Source organism: Nitrosopumilaceae archaeon (assembly GCA_035631875.1).
Classification (GTDB): Archaea; Thermoproteota; Nitrososphaeria; order Nitrososphaerales; family Nitrosopumilaceae; genus TA-20.
Genome location: DASQHX010000009.1, coordinates 19,664 through 41,342 on the forward strand (window position 1 = coordinate 19,664; position 21,679 = coordinate 41,342).

Here is a 21,679-nt window from a genome sequence, read left to right on the forward strand (position 1 = left end):
TATTGTAAAGTGACAAAACATTCTAGCCGCAAAGGATCATCGAATGTTGAAAAAAAAGATTCAAGTTCAGATGTTTTAAAAAAAATGAGTTCCATTTCTGATGCTACAAAGACTTTGGCTACAGAAGTAAAATCAATGTCAAAAATTTTTGCGGAGAATCAAAAGATACTCATTTCGTTAAAAACCATGATAGATGCGGTTGGCTCATCGTTAGAACAAATTCAACGATATTCAAGGCAAGTAAATATTTTAGAAGAAGATACACAAAAATTGTTCACCGGATTAAGTCAAGTAAAAGCTCATTCCAATTTAATATCCAAAGTAAATGAACAGACAAACAAACTTCAAGATCAAGTCAACAAGATACGTGAAAAACAAGAATCAATACCTGACGTTAATAAATTAATGCAAAATGTTGCTGACAGCCTTGATTCAATTCGTAACAATACAAAAATGATAATGAATGTAGCTGAAAAAACAGAAAAAATAAGAGATGAAATTAAACAGGTAGCAATAAAAACAGAAAACGTGTCACGTCTAGAAGAAAACATTGTAAACTTGAAAGTAAACATAGATTCAGTAGTCTCAAAAACAGAACCTCTTCTCAATTTGAATTCTGATATAAGAGATGTGGGAATAGAGCTTGGTTCATTAGTTAGAAAGACAGATTCTCTTGCTGCTTTGGGAGGAGACATTAGAAATGTAGGAATAGAATTTGTTAATTTTAGAGAAAACATACTTGGAAAGACAAGGCAAATAGATGAAAAAATGGCTGACTTGACAGAAATGTTAAACAGTAATGTAGCCTCAACATCAGAATTTCATAAAAAAACGAATGAAATCTATAATGAACTACAAGATATTCGTAACATTACCCACAAGACATCCCAGAATACATCACGTGAAGTAATAGGGTTATTGCGTCTATCAGAGTTCCAGTCAAATGTACGTATGCACTCAGAATCAAAATATGGAACTCTGGATGATCTTGAAAAAATGATTAATCAAACAGTAGATATGGTAAATTTATTTGATAGACTTTCTATTGAATCTGAAAAGAAAATGCCACTCCCACAAGAAGTAAAACAGTGGTCTGTGGCAAAAATACTGGATTGTGCAGATAGGTGGGAAATTAGATTTACTGATGTGTTTAGACTTTTGATTTCTCAGTTAGGATCTGATCTTGTAAAAGAATCTTTGAAATTAGAACAGATCAGGGATTTATTTGGAATTCGTGCAGTTGATGAAGTAAGACACGAGTTTAATATCCAATAATTCTAAATGTCATCAGCCATTTCGTAGCCTTTTAGACGCTCTTTCTTTCGTTTCATTAAAGCAAAAATTCCTATGATTGCAGCAATCCATACAGAGCTAAATACAACGTTTGAGAAGCTTACATACATGTATGGAATAGCGTCAAGCAAACTAGCATCAACTGCCTGAGCTTGAAAATGTATGTTAACCATTCCAGTACTATAATCAGAGATGTTTTGTGACGAAGTAGATATCTTATCTACTGTAGAGATCATATTATCAAGGTCTTTTTGAATTAAACCAAAGTCAGTTTCGTCTGTTGGAAATATCCAAACTGGGTTACCATCTTTTGGTAAGAGCACTTTAAGAGTTCTAATTTCTGTCAATAACAGTTGCGGATCGGATGTTGCTTGAATTCTGTACAAAATTCCTCTTGATTCCTCAAGAGGATAAACGGCATTCTTGTATCCCTCAAATGCAACCACTACGCCAAATATGATAAATCCCATAATCCCAATCATTGCAAGTTTATAGTATCCATTTGCCATTTTCTCTGCCTTTGTTACCTTGTGTAGTTTTTGCGATTTACTCTTTTTAAATGTTGAATGTGATATGCTAAGATAGGATATGTAGAAGAATCCTAATGCTTGAATGCCAAGTATTGGTACGAATACAGGATTGTTTGAATAAATTGCTACAAAGATTGCAATGATTCCATAAATGCCAAAAAATATCTCAAGCAAGGTAGTTTTTGTAAAAGGCAAGTTGTAGGCCTTGTCTCTCCAGTCATCTGTCTTGTTTATAATACCATATTTTGGAGTTCGTAAAAATTCATTTTTCTTTCCAAATAAGGCATCAAAAACAGCTACAGTGTTGTTTACTGACATGCCAGCAGAATAAATTATGAGATAAAGATATGCTAGTGCTTTTGATTTCCAGCTACTCCCCCACAAGTCACGTATTATCATGAGATATCCTAGAGGTCCTATGGCAAAATATGCAGCAATTGTAAGCAATGGAAGTGTACTGACAATGTAGATGTTAATTTTTGCTGCCAAAAGTATAGGCATTATAAGAAATTGTACGAGCATTAGAGGATGAACGATGTGTCTGGTTAATTGAACAAATGCTTGAATTTTTGTATCAATTGGAATTTTTTTAATTACAATATCTCCAAGTAATTTAATTGCACATTGCATAGAGCCTTTTGCCCATCTAAACTGCTGTCTTTTTGCTGCATTCATCTGCACTGGAAGCTCGGCATCTACAACAATTTCAGGCAAAAAGACACACTTCCATCCCTTCATTTGAGCACGATAGCTTAGATCTAAATCTTCAACAAGTGTTGCAGTGTGCCACCCACCAGAATCATCAATACATTCTTTTCTCCAAATTCCTGCAGTACCATTGAAATTCATGAAAAGATGTGAGTTACTCTTTGCTCTTTGTTCTATAAGAAAATGAAAATCTAAGCTTAGGGCCTGTGCTTTTGTAAGTGCAGAGTAGGCCTCGTTTACATGACCCCATCTACATTGAACAAAGCCTATTTCGGGCTCACAAAAATAAGGTATTGCTTTTTTCAAAAACCAAGAAGGTGGAATAAAATCAGCATCAAATATTGCTACAAGACTTCCTTTGACATACTTCATTGCGTTTCGAAGTGCACCAGCTTTGTAACCATTTCTTTTTTCTCTTCGTATATGTGAAATATCGAATCCTTTTTTTTGATAATCCACAACAAGATCTTCTAAAATATCATAAGTATCATCATCTGAATCATCCAGTACTTGGATATTCATTTTTTCTTTTGGATAATCCATAGCACATACTGCATTAACAAGTCTTGCTGCAACATATCTTTCATTGTAAATAGGTAGTTGGATTGTAACTGTGGGTGTATCAGTTAGATCAGTTTTTTGTGATTTGGGTTTTTGTTTTGAAAGAAAAACAAGATAATAGAAATTACATGTGTAGAACGTAATCAAAATGGCAATCCCTATGAACACACTGAACAGAAATTCTGTTAATGGGTTTGGGAAGGTATGCATTAACATAGACCCTCTACTCTAAGAAACTAAAAATTGTATTTATAGTTGTATGGATAGGAAGGCACTATCCTTTCTTTGATATTTTTATAGCTTGTACAGGACATACGTTTTCACAAGCAAGACAAAATATACAATCTGGTTCTCTTGACATCAGGGGTTTTTTCTCTGAAGATTGATTTCCAGGAAATTCAGCCCATTCGTACACCTTTACTGGACATGCATCAATGCAAGCTCCGTCGCCAATACAAATATCAAAATCAACAGAAACATACTCACCCCAGATGCCTAACACCTCATTGCCCTTCCTTGTACCAAAGATCTTAATTTTATTTCCACTAGAAGTTGCAGTAAATATCTCACTTACCTTTAGCTTTGTCTTAAATCCAACATCAATTGGACCAGGCTTTGCTCCACTACTAACCTCTGGCTCTGCTTCTGTTTGTACAGCTTGTCCTGGAGGTGGTGAAGCTGGTTTTGGTTTTGGTTTTGCGTTTGGTACAATTTGTGCAAGAGGGGTCATCTCGTCCAATTCTTTCAAGGCCTCTTCTTGAGAAAGTTTCTTTGTCTGAACCAAATGTTCTATCATTTTATCTGCGAGAATTGTATTACGCAATATAGTATCGATAATCATTTTTGCATTGGTGTCTGCCTTTTTTCTATAATCTTTTACCCAAAGAGCATCACCATATTTTTCAACTGGATAAATTTGATAGATCATATCTACAACTTCTCCTGTAACAACTTCTACTTGGATTTGAAGTTCTATCTGTTTGTAACCTGATGCGTCTGGATCTGGCATGTTCTCTTCCTTCCAATAATATGTTGCATACACCCTATCAGCAAATGCATCCATCACAAATGTTTTCTTCAAGCCAATAACAATAGAATCAATTTCATATTGATCTTCTAGTTTTATTGGTAATCTGTAAAGACCTAGTTTGTAGCTGTGTAATGGATAGATACCTCGTTTAGCAATAGTAGATTGTATAGTGTAGACTTTGTCTTTTAACAGAAGAGACATCTATTGGTATTATTTTCAAAAGTCTTTAAAAATGCTTCTTAATAGTCAGGACAGGTTTCTTCCCTTATCTTCCTGTATCTCTGTTCCATTTCTTGTGCAAATGAAAGTACCTTGTCAAAAGCATAATATTTCTTTGGAAAGAACCAACGAATTCCTACTTTGTGACCGATTCCATCCATATCATAGATCATACCTTTTTCTGCCTCTACATTATATTTTTCATCAATTGATCGTTCCTGCACTGTAAGACCACCTTTTGTTTTATCCTCCATAATAATAGAATCATCACCGTCTCGTATGAAATAGAAAATCCCCTTCTTTAGTAATGGAAGTTCTTTGCTCAATTCTTACTTTTCAACTGGATTTCCGATCATGTTACCCCATTCAGTCCATGAACCATCATAGTTTCTCACTTGGGGGTATCCTAGCAGATATTTGAGAACAAACCAGGAGTGAGAAGATCTTTCTCCAATTCTACAATAGCATATCACATCCTTGTCTGGCGTTACACCTTTTGATTCGTAGATCTGTTTTAGATCGTTTACAGATTTAAAAGTACCATCTGCATCGTTGACTGCAGTAGCCCAAGGAATATTATTTGCTTTAGGAATGTGACCGCCTCTTTGTGCATGTTCCATTGGATATTCTGGTGGGGCAGTTATCTCTCCAGTAAACTCTTTTGGAGATCGTACGTCAACCAATACATTATCCTGTCTATCAATTGCTCGTCTAACATCAAACAGATATGCTCGCAATCCTTCATCAGGTGGAAGCGACACATATTTTGTTTTTTGAATGTGTGGTTCATCTTTTGTATATGGTTTCTTTTCTAATTCCCATTTTTTTCGACCACCATTCATTAGTTTAACATTTTTGTGTCCATAATACTTGAAAATCCAAAATACAAAGGCTGCAAACCAATTATTAAAATCACCATATAAGATAACTTCTGATTCTGGAGTAATACCATTTTTTGCCATAAGGTCTTCAAATTGGGTTTTATTTATGATGTCTCTTCTTATTGGATCATTAATGTCACGTTTCCACCATATCAGACTGGCACCTTGAATATGGCCTTGTCTGTATCCATTTTCTGGATCATAGTCCACTTCTACAATGTTAATCGTTTTATTTGAGATATTTTTTGTGACCCATTCAGTATCTGTTAAAACATTTGGATTTGCATAACTCATTTTCTTCTCAAATGAATTACCATTAGCGGTCCTTATATTTTATATCCTCATCAGATGCTTTTTATGTGAAATTAGAATACCACTTTCCGCTTGAATATCAACAGAGTAGCTGTAGTAAGCAAGGTCGGTTCAAAAGAATCAGAAGATGCTGCCAAAAAAGTAGCAAAGAAGCTGCTTGCAAAAAAATCTCAAGTTTTTACTATTTCTCCAGTAGAAGTAGAAGGTGCAAAAAAAGTAGCTGATTTAGAAGAACTAAAGGATGCGAAGCTTGACTTGACCATAACTCTTGGTGGCGATGGTACAACTTTACGTACTTTTAGATATTTAGAAAATGAAGTTCCAAATTTGGCTATAAACGTAGGAGGAAACCGAGGTATATTATCTGAAATTACATTACATGAGATCGATACTGCCATAAACCAAATACTTTCAGATAATATTTTTCTTGATAAACGAATTAGAGTTGTTGCATCATGTAATGGCCAAGACTTTCCACCTGCCCTAAATGAGATCTTCATAAACAGGCAGAATCTTACAAAGACCTCACTTTTTGAAATTAGATTTCAAAATGATACCGTTACACAAAAAATGGATGGCGTCATAATTGCAACACCTAGTGGGTCTACAGGACATTCCTATTCTCTTGGTGGTCCAATATTGCATGAAAGTTTGGATGTATTGATAATTACGCCAGTTGCACCAGTGAACAAATTACCATCACTAGTTGTTCCAGATGAAAAAATAGAGATACTTAGTTCTCATGATTCTAACATTATCATGGATGCTCAAGTGATAAAACCTGCAAGATATGATGATGTCATAACAATAAAAAAATACAAAAAACAAGCAGTATTTGTAAGAATCAAAAAGCGTGGTCTAAGACAGATGAGCAAGCTTGGTTTCTAGAATTTTAGATGCCAGTGCTTTTTATGCAGGTATTCCTTTTGCTTCACAAGAGAAAAGCTATACAACACAAATTGTTTTTGATGAGATAAAACACATCAAGAAAAATCATGATGCATTAAATGTACTGGTTGAAACAAAAAGATTAGAGATTATCAATCCTGAAAAGGAACACATTACAAAAGTGTTGATAAAAGCAAGAGAAGTAGGAGATTTTCAAAATCTTTCCAAAGGAGACATCTCTGTGATTGCATTGTGTTTGCAGATAGAAGGAGAGCTAATTACTGATGATTATGCAATATCAAATACTGCCAAACAGCTCAACCTTAAAGTCATTCCCGTCATGACCAAAGGCATTACAGAGGTAAAGGATTGGGTTTATTTTTGTCCCGGATGTGAAAAAATCTTTTCAAAGATATCACGGTGTCCTATTTGTGGAAATAATCTTAGTCGTAGATAAGCCAAGAGTAAGTCTCTAGCCCAACAGTAAAGATTAGAGTGAAACAATAATTTCATTCGTTTACAAAAATATTGGAATATGTATTAGACATCATGTAATGTTTTTTGGTCTACTTTTTTCTTTGATTTGTTTTCTGCATCAAGCATTTTTCTTATTTTTTGAGCTCTTGATTCCCCCACACCTTTGATTTTTGAGAGCTCGGTATAAGATGCATTTAGTGTATTAGTTGGCGAACCAAATCTTTCCAGCATTCGAGTTGCTAATTTTTCTCCTACTCCTGGCAGACTACAAAGAACAGATAGTTGCTGTTTTTGTAAATCATCTGATTTTTTTATTTTTTTTAAAAATGGGCCCTTTTTATTTTCCTGTCTTGTACACATAGCTATCAAAAGTTTTGCTGTATGTGACGCACTTGGTGTGGGAATAATTGGAATCTTAAAATCTAAGACAACTGACGAGATTGCACCATAGAAAACAAGAGGGTTTTCAGTGAGATCGTCAATTTGATCCACGTTACCTTCCATCAAAATAACTGGATACTCAAAGTGTTCTTTTAGTCTGTTACATTGATCAAATAGTCTTCCATCAAAAACAGATGAGATAAAATCCTGGATACTTTTTCTTTCCACTATGGTTTCTGGGGCTACAATATAATCACCCACTGGTAGATTTTTGAGTTCAATGTTTACTCCAACTGCTCTGAGAAGATCAGGGATTCCGCTTTTCTTTTCCCTTTCATCAATTATCATTCGCAGGTCATTTATCTTCATTATATAACATTTACAGAGTTTGTTAATATTTTATTTGGGAGTGTCAGTTTTTGGTTGACCTTCAGATGGTCCACGAAGCATTTCTTTTATCTTAATCTCTGCTTCCTTGAGATTTTCTTTAACACGTGTTTCTTGTTTTGATAATACCGTGATACGAGTGTTAGCAAGTTCCTTTTTTTCCTCTAATTCTGCAATAAGACTTGCTTTTGTTGATTTTATTAGTATGGAACCTGCGTTTTTGAAAACAGCATCATTATCACCTGCTTTTTTGAGAATTTCAAGTGCTCTTTCTGTCTCAAGTTGCTCCATCTCCAAGTGTTGTTTTTGTCCCATTATGGATTGGAGGTTTTGTTGTAGTTGTTGTAATCTTCCAACTTGTTCTTGTAACCATGGTGGAATTTGTTGCTCGCCAGAAGACATATTAGATTCACGAATTGATTTGTTTATATTTTTACCGATTCGATAGAATCGTTGCTTGCTTGTACAAGACGTAACGTTGAATTCAAATTTGCACGCAAATGTGAAAGTTCTTGTGCGTCAATTAAGATTGTGATTTTTTTATCAAAAGATGTTGTTGTTTTTGTGGGAGTTTCAGCGGAAAATTTATTGTCTATTTGAATCGAGTCAAAAATGGATTTTGTTTTTTCTTTAGCAAAAATTTCTATTTTGGCATTATACCTCAACATCATATGCCATTCCTGCTATTTTAAATCCGCATTTTTTGCAGGCCCATATCCCTACTGCAACTCTTCCAAATTTGGTAGAACCGCATTCAACACATCTTCGTTTTGCTTTCAAAAGCCTGTGTACTGCAGTAAATTTTTTGCGTGGTTTTAAACCATACTTTGCACCAAGTCCCTTTAATGAAGAGCTTTTACTTTTAACCATTTTACATCAGTTTCTCAAGTTGCTTCCTTACTTTTGTTCCCACAGAAAGAGCAATTTCTGAGCATCTTATAACTTGTTCCAAGGTAAAGCCATCAATTCCTCCTTTTTGGATTGCGCAAATGTTTCCCTCGGTATTTGTTGTAATTGTCAATCTTGCATCCATACAAGCTTCTTCATCTGATGACGGGTCTACTATAATATGATCCCCAATTCTTGCCATTGTAACAGATACTGGAATTGTTTTTACAGGCGGTTTTGAAGTTATGCTTTCTACTAGAACTGGAACATCATTTTGGATTTCATATTTTGGAACAGTGCATGATAAAAGAGCTGCAACGGAAGCATATGAACATGCATCAAAGAGATTTCCGTCTGCGTCTGTTACACTACTGTCGATAAAAATTCCAATTACTGATTTGTTCTCGATAAGAACCAATTGGTGTAAATCAAGCATTTCAGTTTCCCTGATTCCTCGATCAACAACTCTTGCCAGTTCTATTACTTCTTCAGAGGGTGGGCCTGGTTCTGCATTGGGATCTGCAAGTGGAAGAATTTCTGCAGTGCATATCAGTATTCCTTTATCACCAAGATCTGGAAACGGTTTATCTGGTTGAATCTTTACTCCTGTGACAATCTCGGTATCTCCAAGCCTTACTCTTGCAGAACCGTTTGCCTTTGGAATTACTCCAACATCAATTGAGAGAGGTCGTTGATCTTCAAGACTTCTACCATCAAGTCTTTTTCCTTCTTTTAGGAGTTCTAAGATTTGTTCACGTTTTAATTGTGCAAGTATAACTGAATTAGCCATGTCTATTATGTCTCGTTTGTAAAGTATTTGTCCATTAATGCTTTTCTTTGCATTTCATAAACTAGTTTACAACCATTTATTCCAGTTTGAACACATTTTTGATACTCAGATGGAGATAAGATTCCATCAAGTTGCATTAGAGTGATTTTTTCAAGATTTGGCATATACGCAATTGGCATATCAGCTTGCCCTTCTTGATCTTCTTCATTGTTAATATCCAAAACTATTTGATCAGCTACTTTTCCTGCCGCACACGCAGAAACCAGATCACGCATAGGTATTCCTGCATCTGCTAAAGCAATAGACGCTGCATCCAATGCAGCGCATCTGGTACCTCCATCAGCCTGAAGCACTTCAATGAAAACATCTACTACGGTTCTAGGAAAGTCCTTTAGTATTACGGCAGGCAATAATGCCTCTTTGATTACTTTGGAGATCTCTATTTCTCTTCTTGAAGGAGCTGGATTCTTTCTTTCTGTGACAGAGAAAGGAGACATGTGATATCGACAACGCAGAATTCCAGAGTCTTGATTTGCCATGTGTTTTGGATGAACATCACGAGGTCCAAAAACACCAGCAAGAATTTTGTTTTTACCAAACTCTATATATGCAGAGCCATCTGCATTTTTTAAAACTCCCACTTTGATAGATATATTTCTTAATTGATCTACTCTTCTTCCGTCACATCTAATTCCATTTTCATTCATTAATTGTGTCATTATTATCACCAAGTTCTACCCCAAGCATGGATTTGACTCTTTCAGTCAAGTTCGGCATATGTGCCTGGGCATCAACCATTCTGATTGCTTCTATTGCCTTTAATAATCCATCTGGATCTTCAGATGAAACTACTATCCATCCATTTTGTCCAATTGTAATCATTGCTTTTGTGGCCATCTCAATTGTTTGGATCATAGAGCCTCGTTTTCCAATAAGTCTTGGAACCTTGCTTGGAGAAATCTCGATTAGCTCTCCTGATTCAATTTTTCCAAGATCCCTATCCTGTACAGTAAGCAAAGGATCACGCGATCTATCAAAATTAGCAATTCGTGCTGCAACCAAGTCCCCTTTGTCAAGTCTTTCTTTAAGTTCATCTTTGGTTGGAGAATAGTCTCTACCAAAAACATCTTGGGCTGGTAAAAATCCTACAAAACATGAGTTAATATCAAACTCCCATGATAATGATGAATGTCCTACTACTTTGCCTATAATCAAGTCATTTGTTTTTGGCATGTATATTCCTGTAAGTGGAATGACGCGTACCGCATTATCAAAAATTTCAGAAATACCCACACTTGTAGAAATAATTCGATCTCCTTCTTGGTAGACATTTTGTTCCGGTCTAAAGGGTCCAGTTGTTATAACGTCGCCAGGAATTACGTATCTTCTTTTTGTTTCCATCATTTCGCGACCTCAACAGAAGCAGAACCTTTTGTTATTGATCCCAATCTATCTATCACATTTGCCCTTGCTGCAGCCGGTATATCTAGTATTACTTTAAGAGAGCCATTAGCTTGCCATTCTTCTTTTTTTAAAGACCCTACAGATTTTAAAACGGAATAAGATTGTGCAGCAAACTGTGCGGGTACAAGAATTTCAAGAAGCATGTTTTCTGATTTTAATGGTATTATGGAACGCAGTTGTTCAACAATATCTTTTGTTTGTTCGTCTACATTTTTAAATGGATCAACTGAGACTCGTGCATCATCCATAGCTTGCTCTATCCGAAGCGGCGGATGGGGGAGATGGGATCTAGGATCGACAAAGTTTTTGGCAATAAACTCTACAATTTGTTTACGTTTTTCTGAAACCATCTTTCTTCTTTGATCTGTTGTTAGGTTAAGATCACCTTTTTGAAGAATTATAGTTGCAATTGTAGCTTGATCTATTGTCTTAAATGCTTTCATCAATTTTTCAGTAGATGCTCGTGTGCCCTTATTAGAATCTGAATAAATCTCCTCAGAGATCATTATAGATGAAATATCTTTCTTTTTTCCTAACTTGAAATCGAGTGCTGGATCTGGCTTTACAAGAATCTCGAATTTTTCTCCTTCAACTGCAAATCTGACTACGGATGGCTTGTCCATAATTGTGATATTTAACTTTGGTATTTATCTATACGGAAAAACTCGCTAGATTTTTATTTGGACTAACGATTGTTTTCTCTAAGGTTTGACTTCTTTAGAGATTATTGAGCAAAATGAACGAAAGATTGTTGTTAAATTAAAGAATGTCCCATTACAATACGCCAACGCATTAAGAAGAATTTGCCTAACTGGAGTGCCTGTTTTTGCTATCGACGATGTAGTGATAATTGAAAATTCTTCTGTCCTTGCAGATGAGGGTGTAGCCCATAGACTTGCAATGACTCCAATAAGGACAGACCTAACAAGGTTTGTTGAAGCATCAAATTGTGACTGTCATAGTGAAGTTGGTTGTTCTCGTTGTAGAGTGATGTTAATGATCGATGCAGGTTCTGCAGATACTACAAGAACTGTTACATCAGCTGAGCTTACCTCGGAAGATGAAGTTGTAAAACCAGTTAGTGATAAAATTCCAATTATTGAACTTGCACCAAATCAAAAATTAAAACTTGAAGCATATGCAAGATTAGGAAGAGGTACGGAACATGCAAAATGGAATTCTGCTACAGTTTCAGTATTAACAGAAACTGGGAATCCTGAGGATCACATCTTAACTATAGAAACAACAGGCGCACTAACGCCAGCTCAAATAGTTTCAGCTGGAATAGAGGAGCTTGCAAAAAGACTAGATAGCTTCAAACAAGTAATTTCTACCCTTGGCTGAGCATGCATTATATTTGGGTTAAAAAAGGCAATATTACAAATGACCAATCAAGTTGTAATGCAAATGGCAAAGGAACTCAAAGGGGCATCAAAGAAAAACAATGCGCCAATATGGTCAAGATTAGCAGAACTTGCACTCAAACCATCTAGCGCTAGAAGAACAATCAATATTGGTCAAATAGATAAATTTGTAAAAGACAATGACATAATTGTTGTTCCAGGAAAAGTACTTGGAACGGGTTACCTTTCACATAAAATAACACTTTGTTCATTTTCAATTTCTACATCTGGCGCCAAAAAGATTCTAGACTCTGGTGGAAAGATTCTCAACTTTACTGATCTAATAAAAATCTATCCAACAGGAAAAGGAGTGATAATAATTGGCTAAACAACAAACCCATACAAAGACTGAAGTCAAACAAATTCAGAACATCATAGTGGATGGAACAAACATGATTGCAGGAAGACTGTGTTCACATGTAGCAAAACTATTGATTGATGGAAATCGAGTATCAATTGTAAACACTGAGAATGTCATGTTAAGCGGTGACAGAGATGCTATCATAAAATCATACAGGAAATTTTTAGAGATTGCAAGTATTAATAATCCAAAGTTTGGACCATTTCATCCAAGAAGACCAGATACCATGATAACCAAGATGGTAAGGGGTATGTTACCAAAAAAACCATCAGGAAAAACTGCATTCAAAAGACTAAGAGCATACTTGGGAGTACCAAATGAGCTTAAATCAATGACAACTACACAATTTGAAGATTCAAAGATTAGAAAAGCTTCTCCATACTATACCAGCATGGGAGATCTTGGAAAATTAGTGGGATGGCATGAATAATGGTTACTAGAATAGAAAGTTATTTTGCATCAAGAAAATCTGCAAGAGCACATGTTCACATTGCAAAAGGAGCAGGCATGGTTAGAGTAAACAATATTCCAGTAGAAATAGTTCAACAAGAAACTGCAAGAGAAATAATGCTTGCACCATTAGAGGTTGCTGGAGATTTGAGAGATAAAATTGATCTTTTCGTGCGAGTAAGCGGTGGCGGTTTTATGGGACAAGCCTATGCATCTTCTGTAGCCATATCAAGAGCAATGACAGGTTGGACAAAATCAAAGAAAGAACCAAAGGATCATCCATTTACAAAAACAATTCGCGAGGATCTTAAAAAACGCCTTACTGATTTTGATAAACATCTTCTAAGCGGTGACGATAGGAGAAAAGAACCCAAGAAGTTTGGTGGGCCTAGTGCTAGAAGAAGAAAACAGAAATCATACAGGTAAGATTTGAAAGCTGTAATTTTGACCTATATACATGGTAGAAGTGGTAAGTTGTTTACTGATTATTTCCCAAAGGCAATCAATAAAATGAAGACCTAAAGTTTGGGTTTAGATTTTTCATACATAGTTATTTTATCTTCGTATTGTAAAGTGACAGCAATATCATCTAGTCCGTCAAGCAGAGTCTTTTTTCTGTGACTTTCTATTTCAAAAGGAATAACAATATCATTAGTTATGGTTTGGTTTAGTAAATCAACTTCAATCTCAGATGAATTATTGAATAATTTCTCTACATTTTGAGAGTCAAGCCTTATTGGTAAAATTCCATTTTTAAAACAATTATTATAAAATATATCTGCAAAAGACGGAGCTATAATTACCCTAAATCCATAATCAAGCAAAGCCCATGCAGCGTGTTCTCTACTAGAACCGCAACCAAAGTTGTCTCTTGTAAGCAATATCTTTGAATCACAATATTTTGAATTATTTAAGACAAAATCTTCTCTTGGTTTATCTCCGTTTTCAAACCTCCAATCATAAAATAAATACTGACCAAACCCAGTTTTTTGCACTAGTTTTAAAAATTGTTTTGGAATTATCTGATCAGTATCTACATTTACCTTATCAAGAGGTGTAACAATGCTTTTTATTTTTTTAAATCGTTCCATGTTAATTCAAATTCAATTCTCTTACATCAATAAAATGTCCTGCTAGTGCAGCAGCTGCTGCCATAATAGGACTGACTAGATGAGTTCTTCCACCTGCACCTTGTCTTCCCTCAAAATTTCTATTTGATGTGCTAGCACATCTCTCTCCAGATGTCAAGATGTCAGGATTCATTCCCAGACACATACTACAACCTGATTCTCTCCATTCAAATCCTGCATCCTTGAAAATTTTGTCTAGTCCTAATTGTTCTGCCTGTTTTTTAACAAGTTGTGAACCTGGTACAACCATTGCACGTACCTTTGATGAGATCTTCTTATCCTTGATTATTTTTGATGCTTCAATCAAATCTTCTAATCTTGAATTCGTACAAGAACCTATGAAGATTCGATCAAGTGAAATGTCTGTGATTTGCATTCCTGGCTTGAGACCCATGTATTGTAATGCTTTATGTGCTGCCTTTTCTTCATCAGGATTTCCTTTAGAATACTCTTCTGGAAACGGCACAGTTCCTGTTACATCAGTAGTCATTGCAGGATTTGTTCCCCATGATACTTGTGGCGATATCTTGTCAGCGTGTAATGTAAAGCTTTTATCAAAATGTGCTCCTGCATCACTTTTTAGATTTTCATGCCAATAATCTACAAGTTCATCGTAATTTTTTGGAACATATTTCTTTCCTCGTAAGAACTCGAATGTTTTTTCGTCAGGAGCAATAAGACCAGCTCTTGCACCTGCTTCAATAGACATGTTACAAATTGTCATTCTTTGTTCCATCGTAAGATCTGATATTGTTTCTCCTCTATACTCTATTATTGTGCCAGTTCCGCCAGCTGTTCCTATCTGTCGTATAATAGAAAGTATGATATCTTTTGCAGTAACAGCATGTGGGTTTTTTCTCTTGCCTTCTATTTTGATCTCAAAAGTTGTCGGTTTTTCCATCCAGATACATTGAGTAGCCAAGACATGTTCCACATCACTTGTTCCTATCCCAAATGCTAATGCACCAAAGGCGCCATGTGTAGAAGTATGGCTGTCTCCACAAACAATTGTGGTGCCAGGCAATGTTATACCAAGCTCTGGACCAATAACATGTACTATTCCTTGATTCGGACTATGAATATCAAATAATTCAATTCCAAAATCTTTACAGTTTTTTTCCAATACTTGGATTTGCCTTGAAGAGATCTGATCTACAATTGGTAACGACCTGTCAGTTGTTGGAACATTGTGATCCATTGTAGCAAATGTGAGGTCGGTTCTTCTTACCATTCGTTTATTCATTCTCAATCCATCAAAAGCCTGCGGCGATGTTACTTCATGAATAAGATGCCTATCTACATAAAGTAGGGAAGGTCCATTATCCTGCTCTAATACGATATGAGAATTCCAAATCTTTTCAGCTAGTGTTCTTGACATTATACAGAGATTCTTTGCAGACGCAAGATATAATGGTATAAAAAATCTTGATCTTGATTAACTGAAATTTAGATTCAAACTTTGAATTTTTCTGATTATTTCATCATGATTTGCTTCAGATTCGGTAGAGAATATTAATAAACCATCGTCTAAGAAAAGTGTGATAAGTTTTACTTTTTCTTTTGAGGTAATCATCCAATTTGTCTTGCCTAAAGTACTATCAAACATATTTTCCATATTTGCCTTCACCGAAGCTTGATAGTGAGCCATATTATCCAATTCCTCATTAAGCAAAGGCGTTTTGTTTTCACGTCTCACAAATGAATGCAGTTTACGATTTTTTATTTTCCCTACAAATCTAATAGAATCATCTAGCTTTAAAACTTCTGTTAATTTGACAGTATCTGTATTTATGTAATTTTGTGTCAATTACTTTATGGATAAAAAAATCCGTCATAAATAGTATTTCTTGATCTTTTGAATATAGAATAACAAAGAAAAATTTGAAATAGCATCTTTTATGGTTTGTAATTGAACAATCCACCTGCAGCAACAATCTTTCCAATTAATTCAGGAAAAGGCTTCATTGGATAAATCCTGCTTTTGGTTAGATTTTTTATTTCATTTTTTGTAATGTCAATCTCCAGGGTATCACTTTGTGAAATATCCTTGTATGCATTTTCGTCAATTTCTATTGGCAGCAAAAATGCACCATCAACTGCATTTCTGTAAAATATTCTTGCAAACGACAAAGCCAGAACTGCTTTTATTCCTGAATACGAAAGTGCTATTGGAGCATGTTCTCTTGATGAACCGCACCCAAAATTGCGACCTGCAAGTATAAAATCACCTTCTTTTACTTTAGAGTGAAAGTCTTTATCCAAGCCTTCCATTGCGTGTTTTGCAAGTTCCTTATAATCATGAATCTTAAGATAAGGACCTGGAAGGATTACATCCGTATCGATGTTGTCTTTTTCATATTTTATTACAGAACCTTTCATTTCAAATCCCTCGGATCGGTTATCTTTCCAGTGACAGCTGATGCTGCTGCAACAAGCGGTGATGCAAGATATGTTTTTGATTCTAAATGTCCCATTCTTCCTGGAAAATTACGATTTGTGGTACTGATGCAAACCTCGTCTTTTGCTAGGACTCCCATGTGCGCTCCACAACAAGCACCACAAGTTGGTGGACCAATCATCACTCCAGCATCCATAAAAATTTTAAGGAGTCCTTCGTCCATTGCCTTTTTGAAGATTGAAATTGCAGCTGGCAAGATCTCGGTTCTAATTTTTACATGTCTTCCTTTGAGAATCTTTGCTACTGCTCTTAGGTCTTCAAGCTTGGCACCAGTACAAGAACCAATGTACGCTTTGTCTAGCTCAATTGAGGACAAATCCCGTGCTACTGAAATATTTTCTGGAGAGAATGGTTTTGCAACAGTTGGTTCAAGTTCAGATGCTTCGTATTCGTATAACTTTTCATATTGTGCGTCCTGGTCTCCATGAACTTCTTTGTATTTTGTTGCACCTCTAGTAGATAAATAATCTCTAAGTTTTTTATCTGGTTCTATGATTCCACTTTTTGCTCCCGCTTCTGTCGTCATGTTTGTTAAAGTAAGACGTTCTTCAACTGACATTTCAGAAACCCCACTACCTCCAAATTGCATTGTTTTGTATGCAGCACCATCATTACCGATATCACCAATAATTTTCAGTATGAAATCTTTTGCCATTACATGATTTGGTAATTTGCCATTTAGCTTAAAGTAAATTGTTGGAGGTATTTTGAACCATATCTTTCCATTTAACAAAACATAGGCAACATCTGTATGACCAAGACCTGCTGCAAATGCACCAAGTGCACCTGTAGTATTAGTATGTGAATCTCCCCCTACATAGACTTCACCTGGTAATACCATTGCCTCTTCATGCGATAACGTATGACATATTCCGTACTGACCCATTCCATACTTGAAGTGTTTTGAAATTCCAAACTCTTTTGTAAAATTTGTAAGAAGTACGATATTTTGAGCAGATATCTTATCAGCAGAAGGAACGAAATGATCCTCTGCAACCCAGACTTTTGATGGATCCCAGAGCTTGTCTATCTTCATACCCTGTTTTTTCAATTTTTCAAATACTGCTATCACTCCAGGTCCAGAAACATCATGAATCATTACCTTGTCTACGTTGACAAAAACGACATCATCAGGAGCTAAACTGGTCTTTCCAGATGCTCTGGCAAGTATCTTTTCTGTTATGTTCATTCCCATTCGATTGAACTGGGCTTTTTTGAAATTAAAAGGTTTGCAGAAGAAAATGAGTTAGATTTTGTCATATACATCATGATGAATATCGCAAACGATTTAATGAAGAACTTTGTTTCTTGAAATTTAATAAGTAGTGATTTAGAGTGTGATTAGTGAAATTCTGGTTATTTTTGATTTTTGTATTATCTTCCTGCATAATTTTATCTGCATATTCTCAACCTAGCATAAAAGACAATGATTTTGTAGTTCAAAAATATGTTTCAGACATTTGTTGTAGTCCAACCACAATGGGTTTTGTAGACAAAAACAATATCCTAGTGTTAGAAAAAACTTCAGGCAATGTTACTCTTATACGAGATGGCGTACAACAAGGACCAATACTTCATGAAAATGTCACAAGCATAGGAGAACAAGGAATGCTTGGAATCACTAATGTTGGAACTAAGGTATATCTTTACTTTACACAATCTTCATTCAATGGAGGACCGCCATTAGGGAAGAGGATTTATAGCTATGATTGGAATGGAAGTGCGCTTATACATAAAACCCTTGTAAAGAATTTTCCACAGACACAAACCTACCATAATGGCGGAGCCATGACTACTGATCTGAATGGCTCTGTATACATTGTTCTTGGAGATGCTGGACAATATGGAAAACTGCAGAATCAGCCAATTGGTGAACCAAATGATACGGGTGTTATTTGGCGTGTTGCTCCTACTGGACCGTATTATGCAATTGGTATTAGAAACAGTTTTGGTTTAACCGTTGATCCTGTAACTGGAAAACTTTGGGATACAGAAAACGGTCCTGACTTTGGCGATGAGGTTAACATTGTACCACCAAACTTTAACAGCGGCTGGGATATCATCCAAGGTCCTGCAAATAAAACCACACTTTACAAGCCTAAAGGAGGGAGTGACCTTACTGGATGGGGTATTATCACGGGGTCTACAAATAAAACTACATTAGCACAACTTCCAAACTATCCAGGATATACTTATCATGATCCACAATTCACTTGGATGAAAACGGTTGCGCCAACAGGAATAGCATTTGTTAATTCTCCGCAATTTGAAAAATATAAAAACAGTGTGTTTGTCGGAGATTGTAACAATGGTAATTTATACAGATTTCAATTAAATGATAACAGAGATGGTTTTGTTTTCAAATCACCTCAACTAGCTGATAAAGTTGTAGGCTGGGGTGACTCCATGGATGAGATAATATTCGGTACAGGATTTGGATGCATGAGTGATGTCATTGCAGGGCCAGATGGTCTATTGTATATTGTTTCATTATCAGATGGTGCAATCTACAGGATAATTCCTAATTCAACAACACAAAATTTTATGTCGAATAACTTTATGCAATATCTGCTTTATTTCCTAATTGTGCCTGCAGTGGTTATTGCTGCCATATACATAAGAAAAGACAAGAAATAATTTAAAAATAATTCAAAATAAAGTATTTTGGTTTTATCATCATTTGTAATCTTAATTTTTTGAATTCCAACAAATTTTGCACATATACCCCTTTATGCCCCATTCTTTTTTTGGGCTGTAACTGATAAAACCAAGTTTGGTACCACATATACTACATAGTTTCTTTGATTCGTTGTCTGACTTTTCCTTTTCATCAAAACAAGTTTTGCAAAGCCAGCCTTTTACATCCCATTCCTTTTTTGATTTCCACAAGCTAAATGATCCTGGTTTTGCACCACATACAACACATTTGTTTTCATCAGTTTTTTCATAGTGTTTTTTCATTACATCCACATAACAATCGGCACATAGTGGACCTTCAACATTCCAATTACGCTTTGGTTTATGTTTATGAAAAATACCCTTGTTGCATATAGTACAAAATTCTTCTTTTTTGGCGAATAATCCCACGATATTAAATTAATTTAGTATTACAAAAAGATAACAATCATTCTGATGATTTAGTCCTAAATTTTATTAATTATAGATGTGATCTTCGTGTGTTTGAGAAAATCAATTTTACTTGGATTATCTGTATTGATCGTAATTCCACTTTATTGTTCCGCATGGGCTACAACAGATCTCAGCACATTGGGTAGTCCATATGTTACAATTACTCCTTCATCAGGTCCACCTGGCACAATGATTACTATTACAGTATCACATCTTCCTGATATTTCAAAGGAAACGTATCCGTATCCTGATCTTTACATCTACCTACCATTCTCAAAACCATTTGGAGCGACAGTACAGAGTCATTGTGAAGGAGAAGATTGTTTTCCAATTTATACATATGATGACGCATTGAAACAAAACTTTGAAAACAGAACTATAACATTTACATTATTTAGTACAAATAATCCAAATCCTATCTTTCTTAATGGTTACGAAAATTCTATCTGCGATGTTATTCTAAATGGAAAGATAATACAAAGATACTCTACGTTATGTAATACAAAAGACGAACCAACAGGTACATATCAAATCAGATTTGTTTGGTTACTTGAAACTAATTTGGAACAAAGATATACTGCAAAAACTGTCCAGTTTACTGTCACTCCTGGATCTCCATCAATTCCACCACCGGTTGCTGAGAACGGCAATATTGTAATAAAGGAATATCAGAGTGGAGTGATTAACGGTGCAGAATTTGAAAATAAACTCAGGGCACTTGGGTGGAATGATGAACAGATAAGACAAGCATTGGCCATCATAGGAAAGCTTCCACATCAAACTGGTGGCTCTGGTCCAGATCATACGTCAAATGTTCTTCAACAAGTGAATATTTCTCAGAATAATATTGAAAAACCAAGTTCTGGGATGATTGAAAACAATACAAGGTCGTCTGAATCAACAACTGTACAAACTCATACTATCGTAAATGATGCTGAACAGAATAGCTTATCTTATACACCACAACAGATCATCTCACAACCTATACCTTCACATAGTTCAACTTGGAATAATGTTGCAATCACAATAGCTATTGGTACAGCTGGAGTTGTTGGTAGCATAATCTTTGTTATGAAAAAGACAAGGAAAGATATTCAATAGGCATTGCAAAACGCTAAAAAGTAAAGGTGAATAAATCGCATCATGTCTCTTTCTGTTTATCCTATAAAATCAGAGGTAAAAACAGAAGCCTTTGATCTCTTTGAATCCTTGATTAGTTCTTTGCAAAGAACCAAGATCATGGTGGAAAATGGAGACGTAATCATAATTTCAAGCAAGTTTGTTGCAAATTCTCAAGATAGGGTTATTGATTATGAATATGTTGTCCCATCTGAGGAATCCAGATCCCTTGGTAAAAAATTTCAAATCAATCCCAAGATTGCAGAAATCATACTGCGAGAATCTGATACTATTTTTGGCGGCGTACCTGGATTTGTAATTACATCATCTGATAACATCATGGCCCCAAATGCAGGAATTGACAAATCAAATGCACAAAAAGGAAAGATAATTCTGTATCCCATAGATGCATATCGTGTTGCAGAACAACTGCGACGAAAAATTTTCTTAAAATATTCGATACATGTTGGTGTTATAATTATAGACAGTAGGTTAATGCCTGCAAGAGTTGGTACAGTTGGTGTTGCCATTGCATGTACAGGAATAGAACCATTATCTGACATACGGGGTCAAAAAGATCTTTTTGGAAATCCGCTTAAAGTTACATTTCAGGCAGTAGCTGATAACCTTTCATCAATAGCAAATCTCAAGATGGGTGAGGGCTCTGATGCCATCCCATTTTGCATAATAAAAAACTCAGAGGCACAAATAACAGATAGGAAAATAAGCCAGCATGAGATGACCATCTCATATGACCAGTGTGTCTACGTTCGTGGACTAGGAACGAAAAACTAGAACAGTCATACTTTTAATAGAGGTC

At 35.5% G+C, this 21,679-nt stretch carries 28 protein-coding genes; 10 read left to right on the forward strand and 18 right to left on the reverse strand.

Going from position 1 to position 21,679, the window contains the following annotated elements; genetic code table 11:
- Positions 1-9 precede the first annotated feature (9 nt).
- On the forward strand, positions 10-1,275 hold the full coding sequence (locus VEU72_02135; GenBank protein ID HYL65933.1) for a chemotaxis protein: 1,266 nt from the start codon (positions 10-12) through the stop codon (positions 1,273-1,275).
- 2 nt (positions 1,276-1,277) lie between these two features.
- Here VEU72_02135 and VEU72_02140 read toward each other — a convergent pair whose 3' ends face one another.
- The 4 genes from VEU72_02140 to VEU72_02155 are packed head-to-tail and all read right to left on the reverse strand — an operon-like array spanning position 1,278 to position 5,516.
- Positions 1,278-3,308 (reverse strand): cellulose synthase family protein, encoded by a 2,031-nt coding sequence (locus VEU72_02140; protein HYL65934.1) that lies wholly within the window; start codon positions 3,306-3,308, stop codon positions 1,278-1,280.
- 58 nt (positions 3,309-3,366) lie between these two features.
- Positions 3,367-4,323 carry a 4Fe-4S binding protein gene (locus tag VEU72_02145; GenBank protein HYL65935.1) on the reverse strand — a complete coding sequence of 319 codons (957 nt, stop codon included), beginning with the start codon at positions 4,321-4,323 and terminating at the stop codon, positions 3,367-3,369.
- A 38-nt stretch (positions 4,324-4,361) separates the two neighbouring features.
- Entirely contained in the window at positions 4,362-4,667 is a 306-nt protein-coding gene (locus tag VEU72_02150) for a hypothetical protein (GenBank protein ID HYL65936.1), read from the reverse strand.
- A gap of 3 nt (positions 4,668-4,670) precedes the next feature.
- A complete protein-coding gene (locus tag VEU72_02155) occupies positions 4,671-5,516 on the reverse strand; it encodes a sulfurtransferase (protein ID HYL65937.1) in 846 nt (281 codons plus the stop codon).
- 90 nt (positions 5,517-5,606) lie between these two features.
- Here VEU72_02155 and VEU72_02160 point away from each other — a divergent pair, with 90 nt between their 5' ends.
- Both VEU72_02160 and VEU72_02165 read left to right on the forward strand, forming a co-directional pair.
- A complete protein-coding gene (locus VEU72_02160) occupies positions 5,607-6,422 on the forward strand; it encodes an NAD(+)/NADH kinase (GenBank protein HYL65938.1) in 816 nt (271 codons plus the stop codon).
- Positions 6,412-6,879 carry a nucleotide-binding protein gene (locus VEU72_02165; GenBank protein ID HYL65939.1) on the forward strand — a complete coding sequence of 156 codons (468 nt, stop codon included), beginning with the start codon at positions 6,412-6,414 and terminating at the stop codon, positions 6,877-6,879. Before VEU72_02160 ends, VEU72_02165 begins: the two co-directional genes overlap by 11 nt.
- An 83-nt stretch (positions 6,880-6,962) precedes the next feature.
- Here the strand turns inward: VEU72_02165 and VEU72_02170 are convergent, their stop codons facing one another.
- The 8 genes from VEU72_02170 to VEU72_02205 are packed head-to-tail and all read right to left on the reverse strand — an operon-like array spanning position 6,963 to position 11,432.
- Positions 6,963-7,649 (reverse strand): ERCC4 domain-containing protein, encoded by a 687-nt coding sequence (locus VEU72_02170; GenBank protein HYL65940.1) that lies wholly within the window; start codon positions 7,647-7,649, stop codon positions 6,963-6,965.
- Positions 7,650-7,679: 30 nt separating this feature from the next.
- A complete protein-coding gene (locus VEU72_02175; GenBank protein ID HYL65941.1) occupies positions 7,680-8,069 on the reverse strand; it encodes a prefoldin subunit beta in 390 nt (129 codons plus the stop codon).
- 23 nt (positions 8,070-8,092) lie between these two features.
- Positions 8,093-8,338, reverse strand: a complete 246-nt coding sequence (locus tag VEU72_02180) for a KEOPS complex subunit Pcc1 (GenBank protein HYL65942.1) — start codon at positions 8,336-8,338, stop codon at positions 8,093-8,095.
- Positions 8,322-8,537 carry a 50S ribosomal protein L37 gene (locus VEU72_02185; GenBank protein ID HYL65943.1) on the reverse strand — a complete coding sequence of 72 codons (216 nt, stop codon included), beginning with the start codon at positions 8,535-8,537 and terminating at the stop codon, positions 8,322-8,324. Before VEU72_02185 ends, VEU72_02180 begins: the two co-directional genes overlap by 17 nt.
- Before the next feature lies 1 nt (position 8,538).
- A complete protein-coding gene (gene rrp42, locus VEU72_02190; GenBank protein ID HYL65944.1) occupies positions 8,539-9,345 on the reverse strand; it encodes an exosome complex protein Rrp42 in 807 nt (268 codons plus the stop codon).
- 5 nt (positions 9,346-9,350) lie between these two features.
- On the reverse strand, positions 9,351-10,064 hold the full coding sequence (rrp41, locus tag VEU72_02195) for an exosome complex exonuclease Rrp41 (protein HYL65945.1): 714 nt from the start codon (positions 10,062-10,064) through the stop codon (positions 9,351-9,353).
- Positions 10,045-10,746, reverse strand: coding sequence for an exosome complex RNA-binding protein Rrp4 (gene rrp4, locus VEU72_02200; GenBank protein HYL65946.1), 702 nt, complete (start codon positions 10,744-10,746; stop codon positions 10,045-10,047). Before rrp4 ends, rrp41 begins: the two co-directional genes overlap by 20 nt.
- Entirely contained in the window at positions 10,746-11,432 is a 687-nt protein-coding gene (locus VEU72_02205) for a ribosome assembly factor SBDS (GenBank protein ID HYL65947.1), read from the reverse strand. Before VEU72_02205 ends, rrp4 begins: the two co-directional genes overlap by 1 nt.
- Before the next feature lie 85 nt (positions 11,433-11,517).
- On the opposite strand from VEU72_02205, the gene VEU72_02210 reads away from it, so the two are divergent.
- Genes VEU72_02210 through rpsI form a run of 4 tightly spaced genes read left to right on the forward strand, consistent with a single transcriptional unit; the run spans position 11,518 to position 13,449 of the window.
- Positions 11,518-12,153 carry a DNA-directed RNA polymerase subunit D gene (locus tag VEU72_02210; GenBank protein HYL65948.1) on the forward strand — a complete coding sequence of 212 codons (636 nt, stop codon included), beginning with the start codon at positions 11,518-11,520 and terminating at the stop codon, positions 12,151-12,153.
- Positions 12,154-12,192: 39 nt separating this feature from the next.
- Positions 12,193-12,540 (forward strand): 50S ribosomal protein L18e, encoded by a 348-nt coding sequence (locus VEU72_02215; protein HYL65949.1) that lies wholly within the window; start codon positions 12,193-12,195, stop codon positions 12,538-12,540.
- Positions 12,533-13,003, forward strand: coding sequence for a 50S ribosomal protein L13 (gene rplM, locus VEU72_02220; protein HYL65950.1), 471 nt, complete (start codon positions 12,533-12,535; stop codon positions 13,001-13,003). Before VEU72_02215 ends, rplM begins: the two co-directional genes overlap by 8 nt.
- Positions 13,003-13,449 (forward strand): 30S ribosomal protein S9, encoded by a 447-nt coding sequence (rpsI, locus tag VEU72_02225; GenBank protein ID HYL65951.1) that lies wholly within the window; start codon positions 13,003-13,005, stop codon positions 13,447-13,449. The genes rplM and rpsI overlap by 1 nt, the downstream gene beginning before the upstream one ends.
- A gap of 92 nt (positions 13,450-13,541) precedes the next feature.
- On the opposite strand, the gene leuD (VEU72_02230) is transcribed toward rpsI, so the two are convergent.
- From leuD (VEU72_02230) to VEU72_02250, 5 genes are all read right to left on the reverse strand, one after another.
- Complete coding sequence (gene leuD / locus VEU72_02230; GenBank protein HYL65952.1) at positions 13,542-14,114, reverse strand: 3-isopropylmalate dehydratase small subunit; 573 nt, start codon at positions 14,112-14,114, stop codon at positions 13,542-13,544.
- Position 14,115: 1 nt separating this feature from the next.
- Positions 14,116-15,531 carry a 3-isopropylmalate dehydratase large subunit gene (gene leuC / locus VEU72_02235; GenBank protein ID HYL65953.1) on the reverse strand — a complete coding sequence of 472 codons (1,416 nt, stop codon included), beginning with the start codon at positions 15,529-15,531 and terminating at the stop codon, positions 14,116-14,118.
- 57 nt (positions 15,532-15,588) lie between these two features.
- Positions 15,589-15,960 carry a hypothetical protein gene (locus VEU72_02240; GenBank protein ID HYL65954.1) on the reverse strand — a complete coding sequence of 124 codons (372 nt, stop codon included), beginning with the start codon at positions 15,958-15,960 and terminating at the stop codon, positions 15,589-15,591.
- Between the two features lie 89 nt (positions 15,961-16,049).
- On the reverse strand, positions 16,050-16,532 hold the full coding sequence (gene leuD / locus VEU72_02245; protein HYL65955.1) for a 3-isopropylmalate dehydratase small subunit: 483 nt from the start codon (positions 16,530-16,532) through the stop codon (positions 16,050-16,052).
- A complete protein-coding gene (locus VEU72_02250) occupies positions 16,529-17,806 on the reverse strand; it encodes a 3-isopropylmalate dehydratase large subunit (GenBank protein HYL65956.1) in 1,278 nt (425 codons plus the stop codon). The genes leuD (VEU72_02245) and VEU72_02250 overlap by 4 nt, the downstream gene beginning before the upstream one ends.
- Positions 17,807-17,955: 149 nt before the next feature.
- On the opposite strand from VEU72_02250, the gene VEU72_02255 reads away from it, so the two are divergent.
- A complete protein-coding gene (locus tag VEU72_02255) occupies positions 17,956-19,248 on the forward strand; it encodes a PQQ-dependent sugar dehydrogenase (GenBank protein ID HYL65957.1) in 1,293 nt (430 codons plus the stop codon).
- Positions 19,249-19,299: 51 nt separating this feature from the next.
- Here VEU72_02255 and VEU72_02260 read toward each other — a convergent pair whose 3' ends face one another.
- On the reverse strand, positions 19,300-19,698 hold the full coding sequence (locus VEU72_02260) for a hypothetical protein (protein HYL65958.1): 399 nt from the start codon (positions 19,696-19,698) through the stop codon (positions 19,300-19,302).
- A gap of 93 nt (positions 19,699-19,791) precedes the next feature.
- Here VEU72_02260 and VEU72_02265 point away from each other — a divergent pair, with 93 nt between their 5' ends.
- A complete protein-coding gene (locus VEU72_02265; protein ID HYL65959.1) occupies positions 19,792-20,841 on the forward strand; it encodes a hypothetical protein in 1,050 nt (349 codons plus the stop codon).
- 42 nt (positions 20,842-20,883) lie between these two features.
- On the forward strand, positions 20,884-21,654 hold the full coding sequence (locus tag VEU72_02270) for a coenzyme F420-0:L-glutamate ligase (protein ID HYL65960.1): 771 nt from the start codon (positions 20,884-20,886) through the stop codon (positions 21,652-21,654).
- The last annotated feature ends 25 nt before the right edge of the window (positions 21,655-21,679 follow it).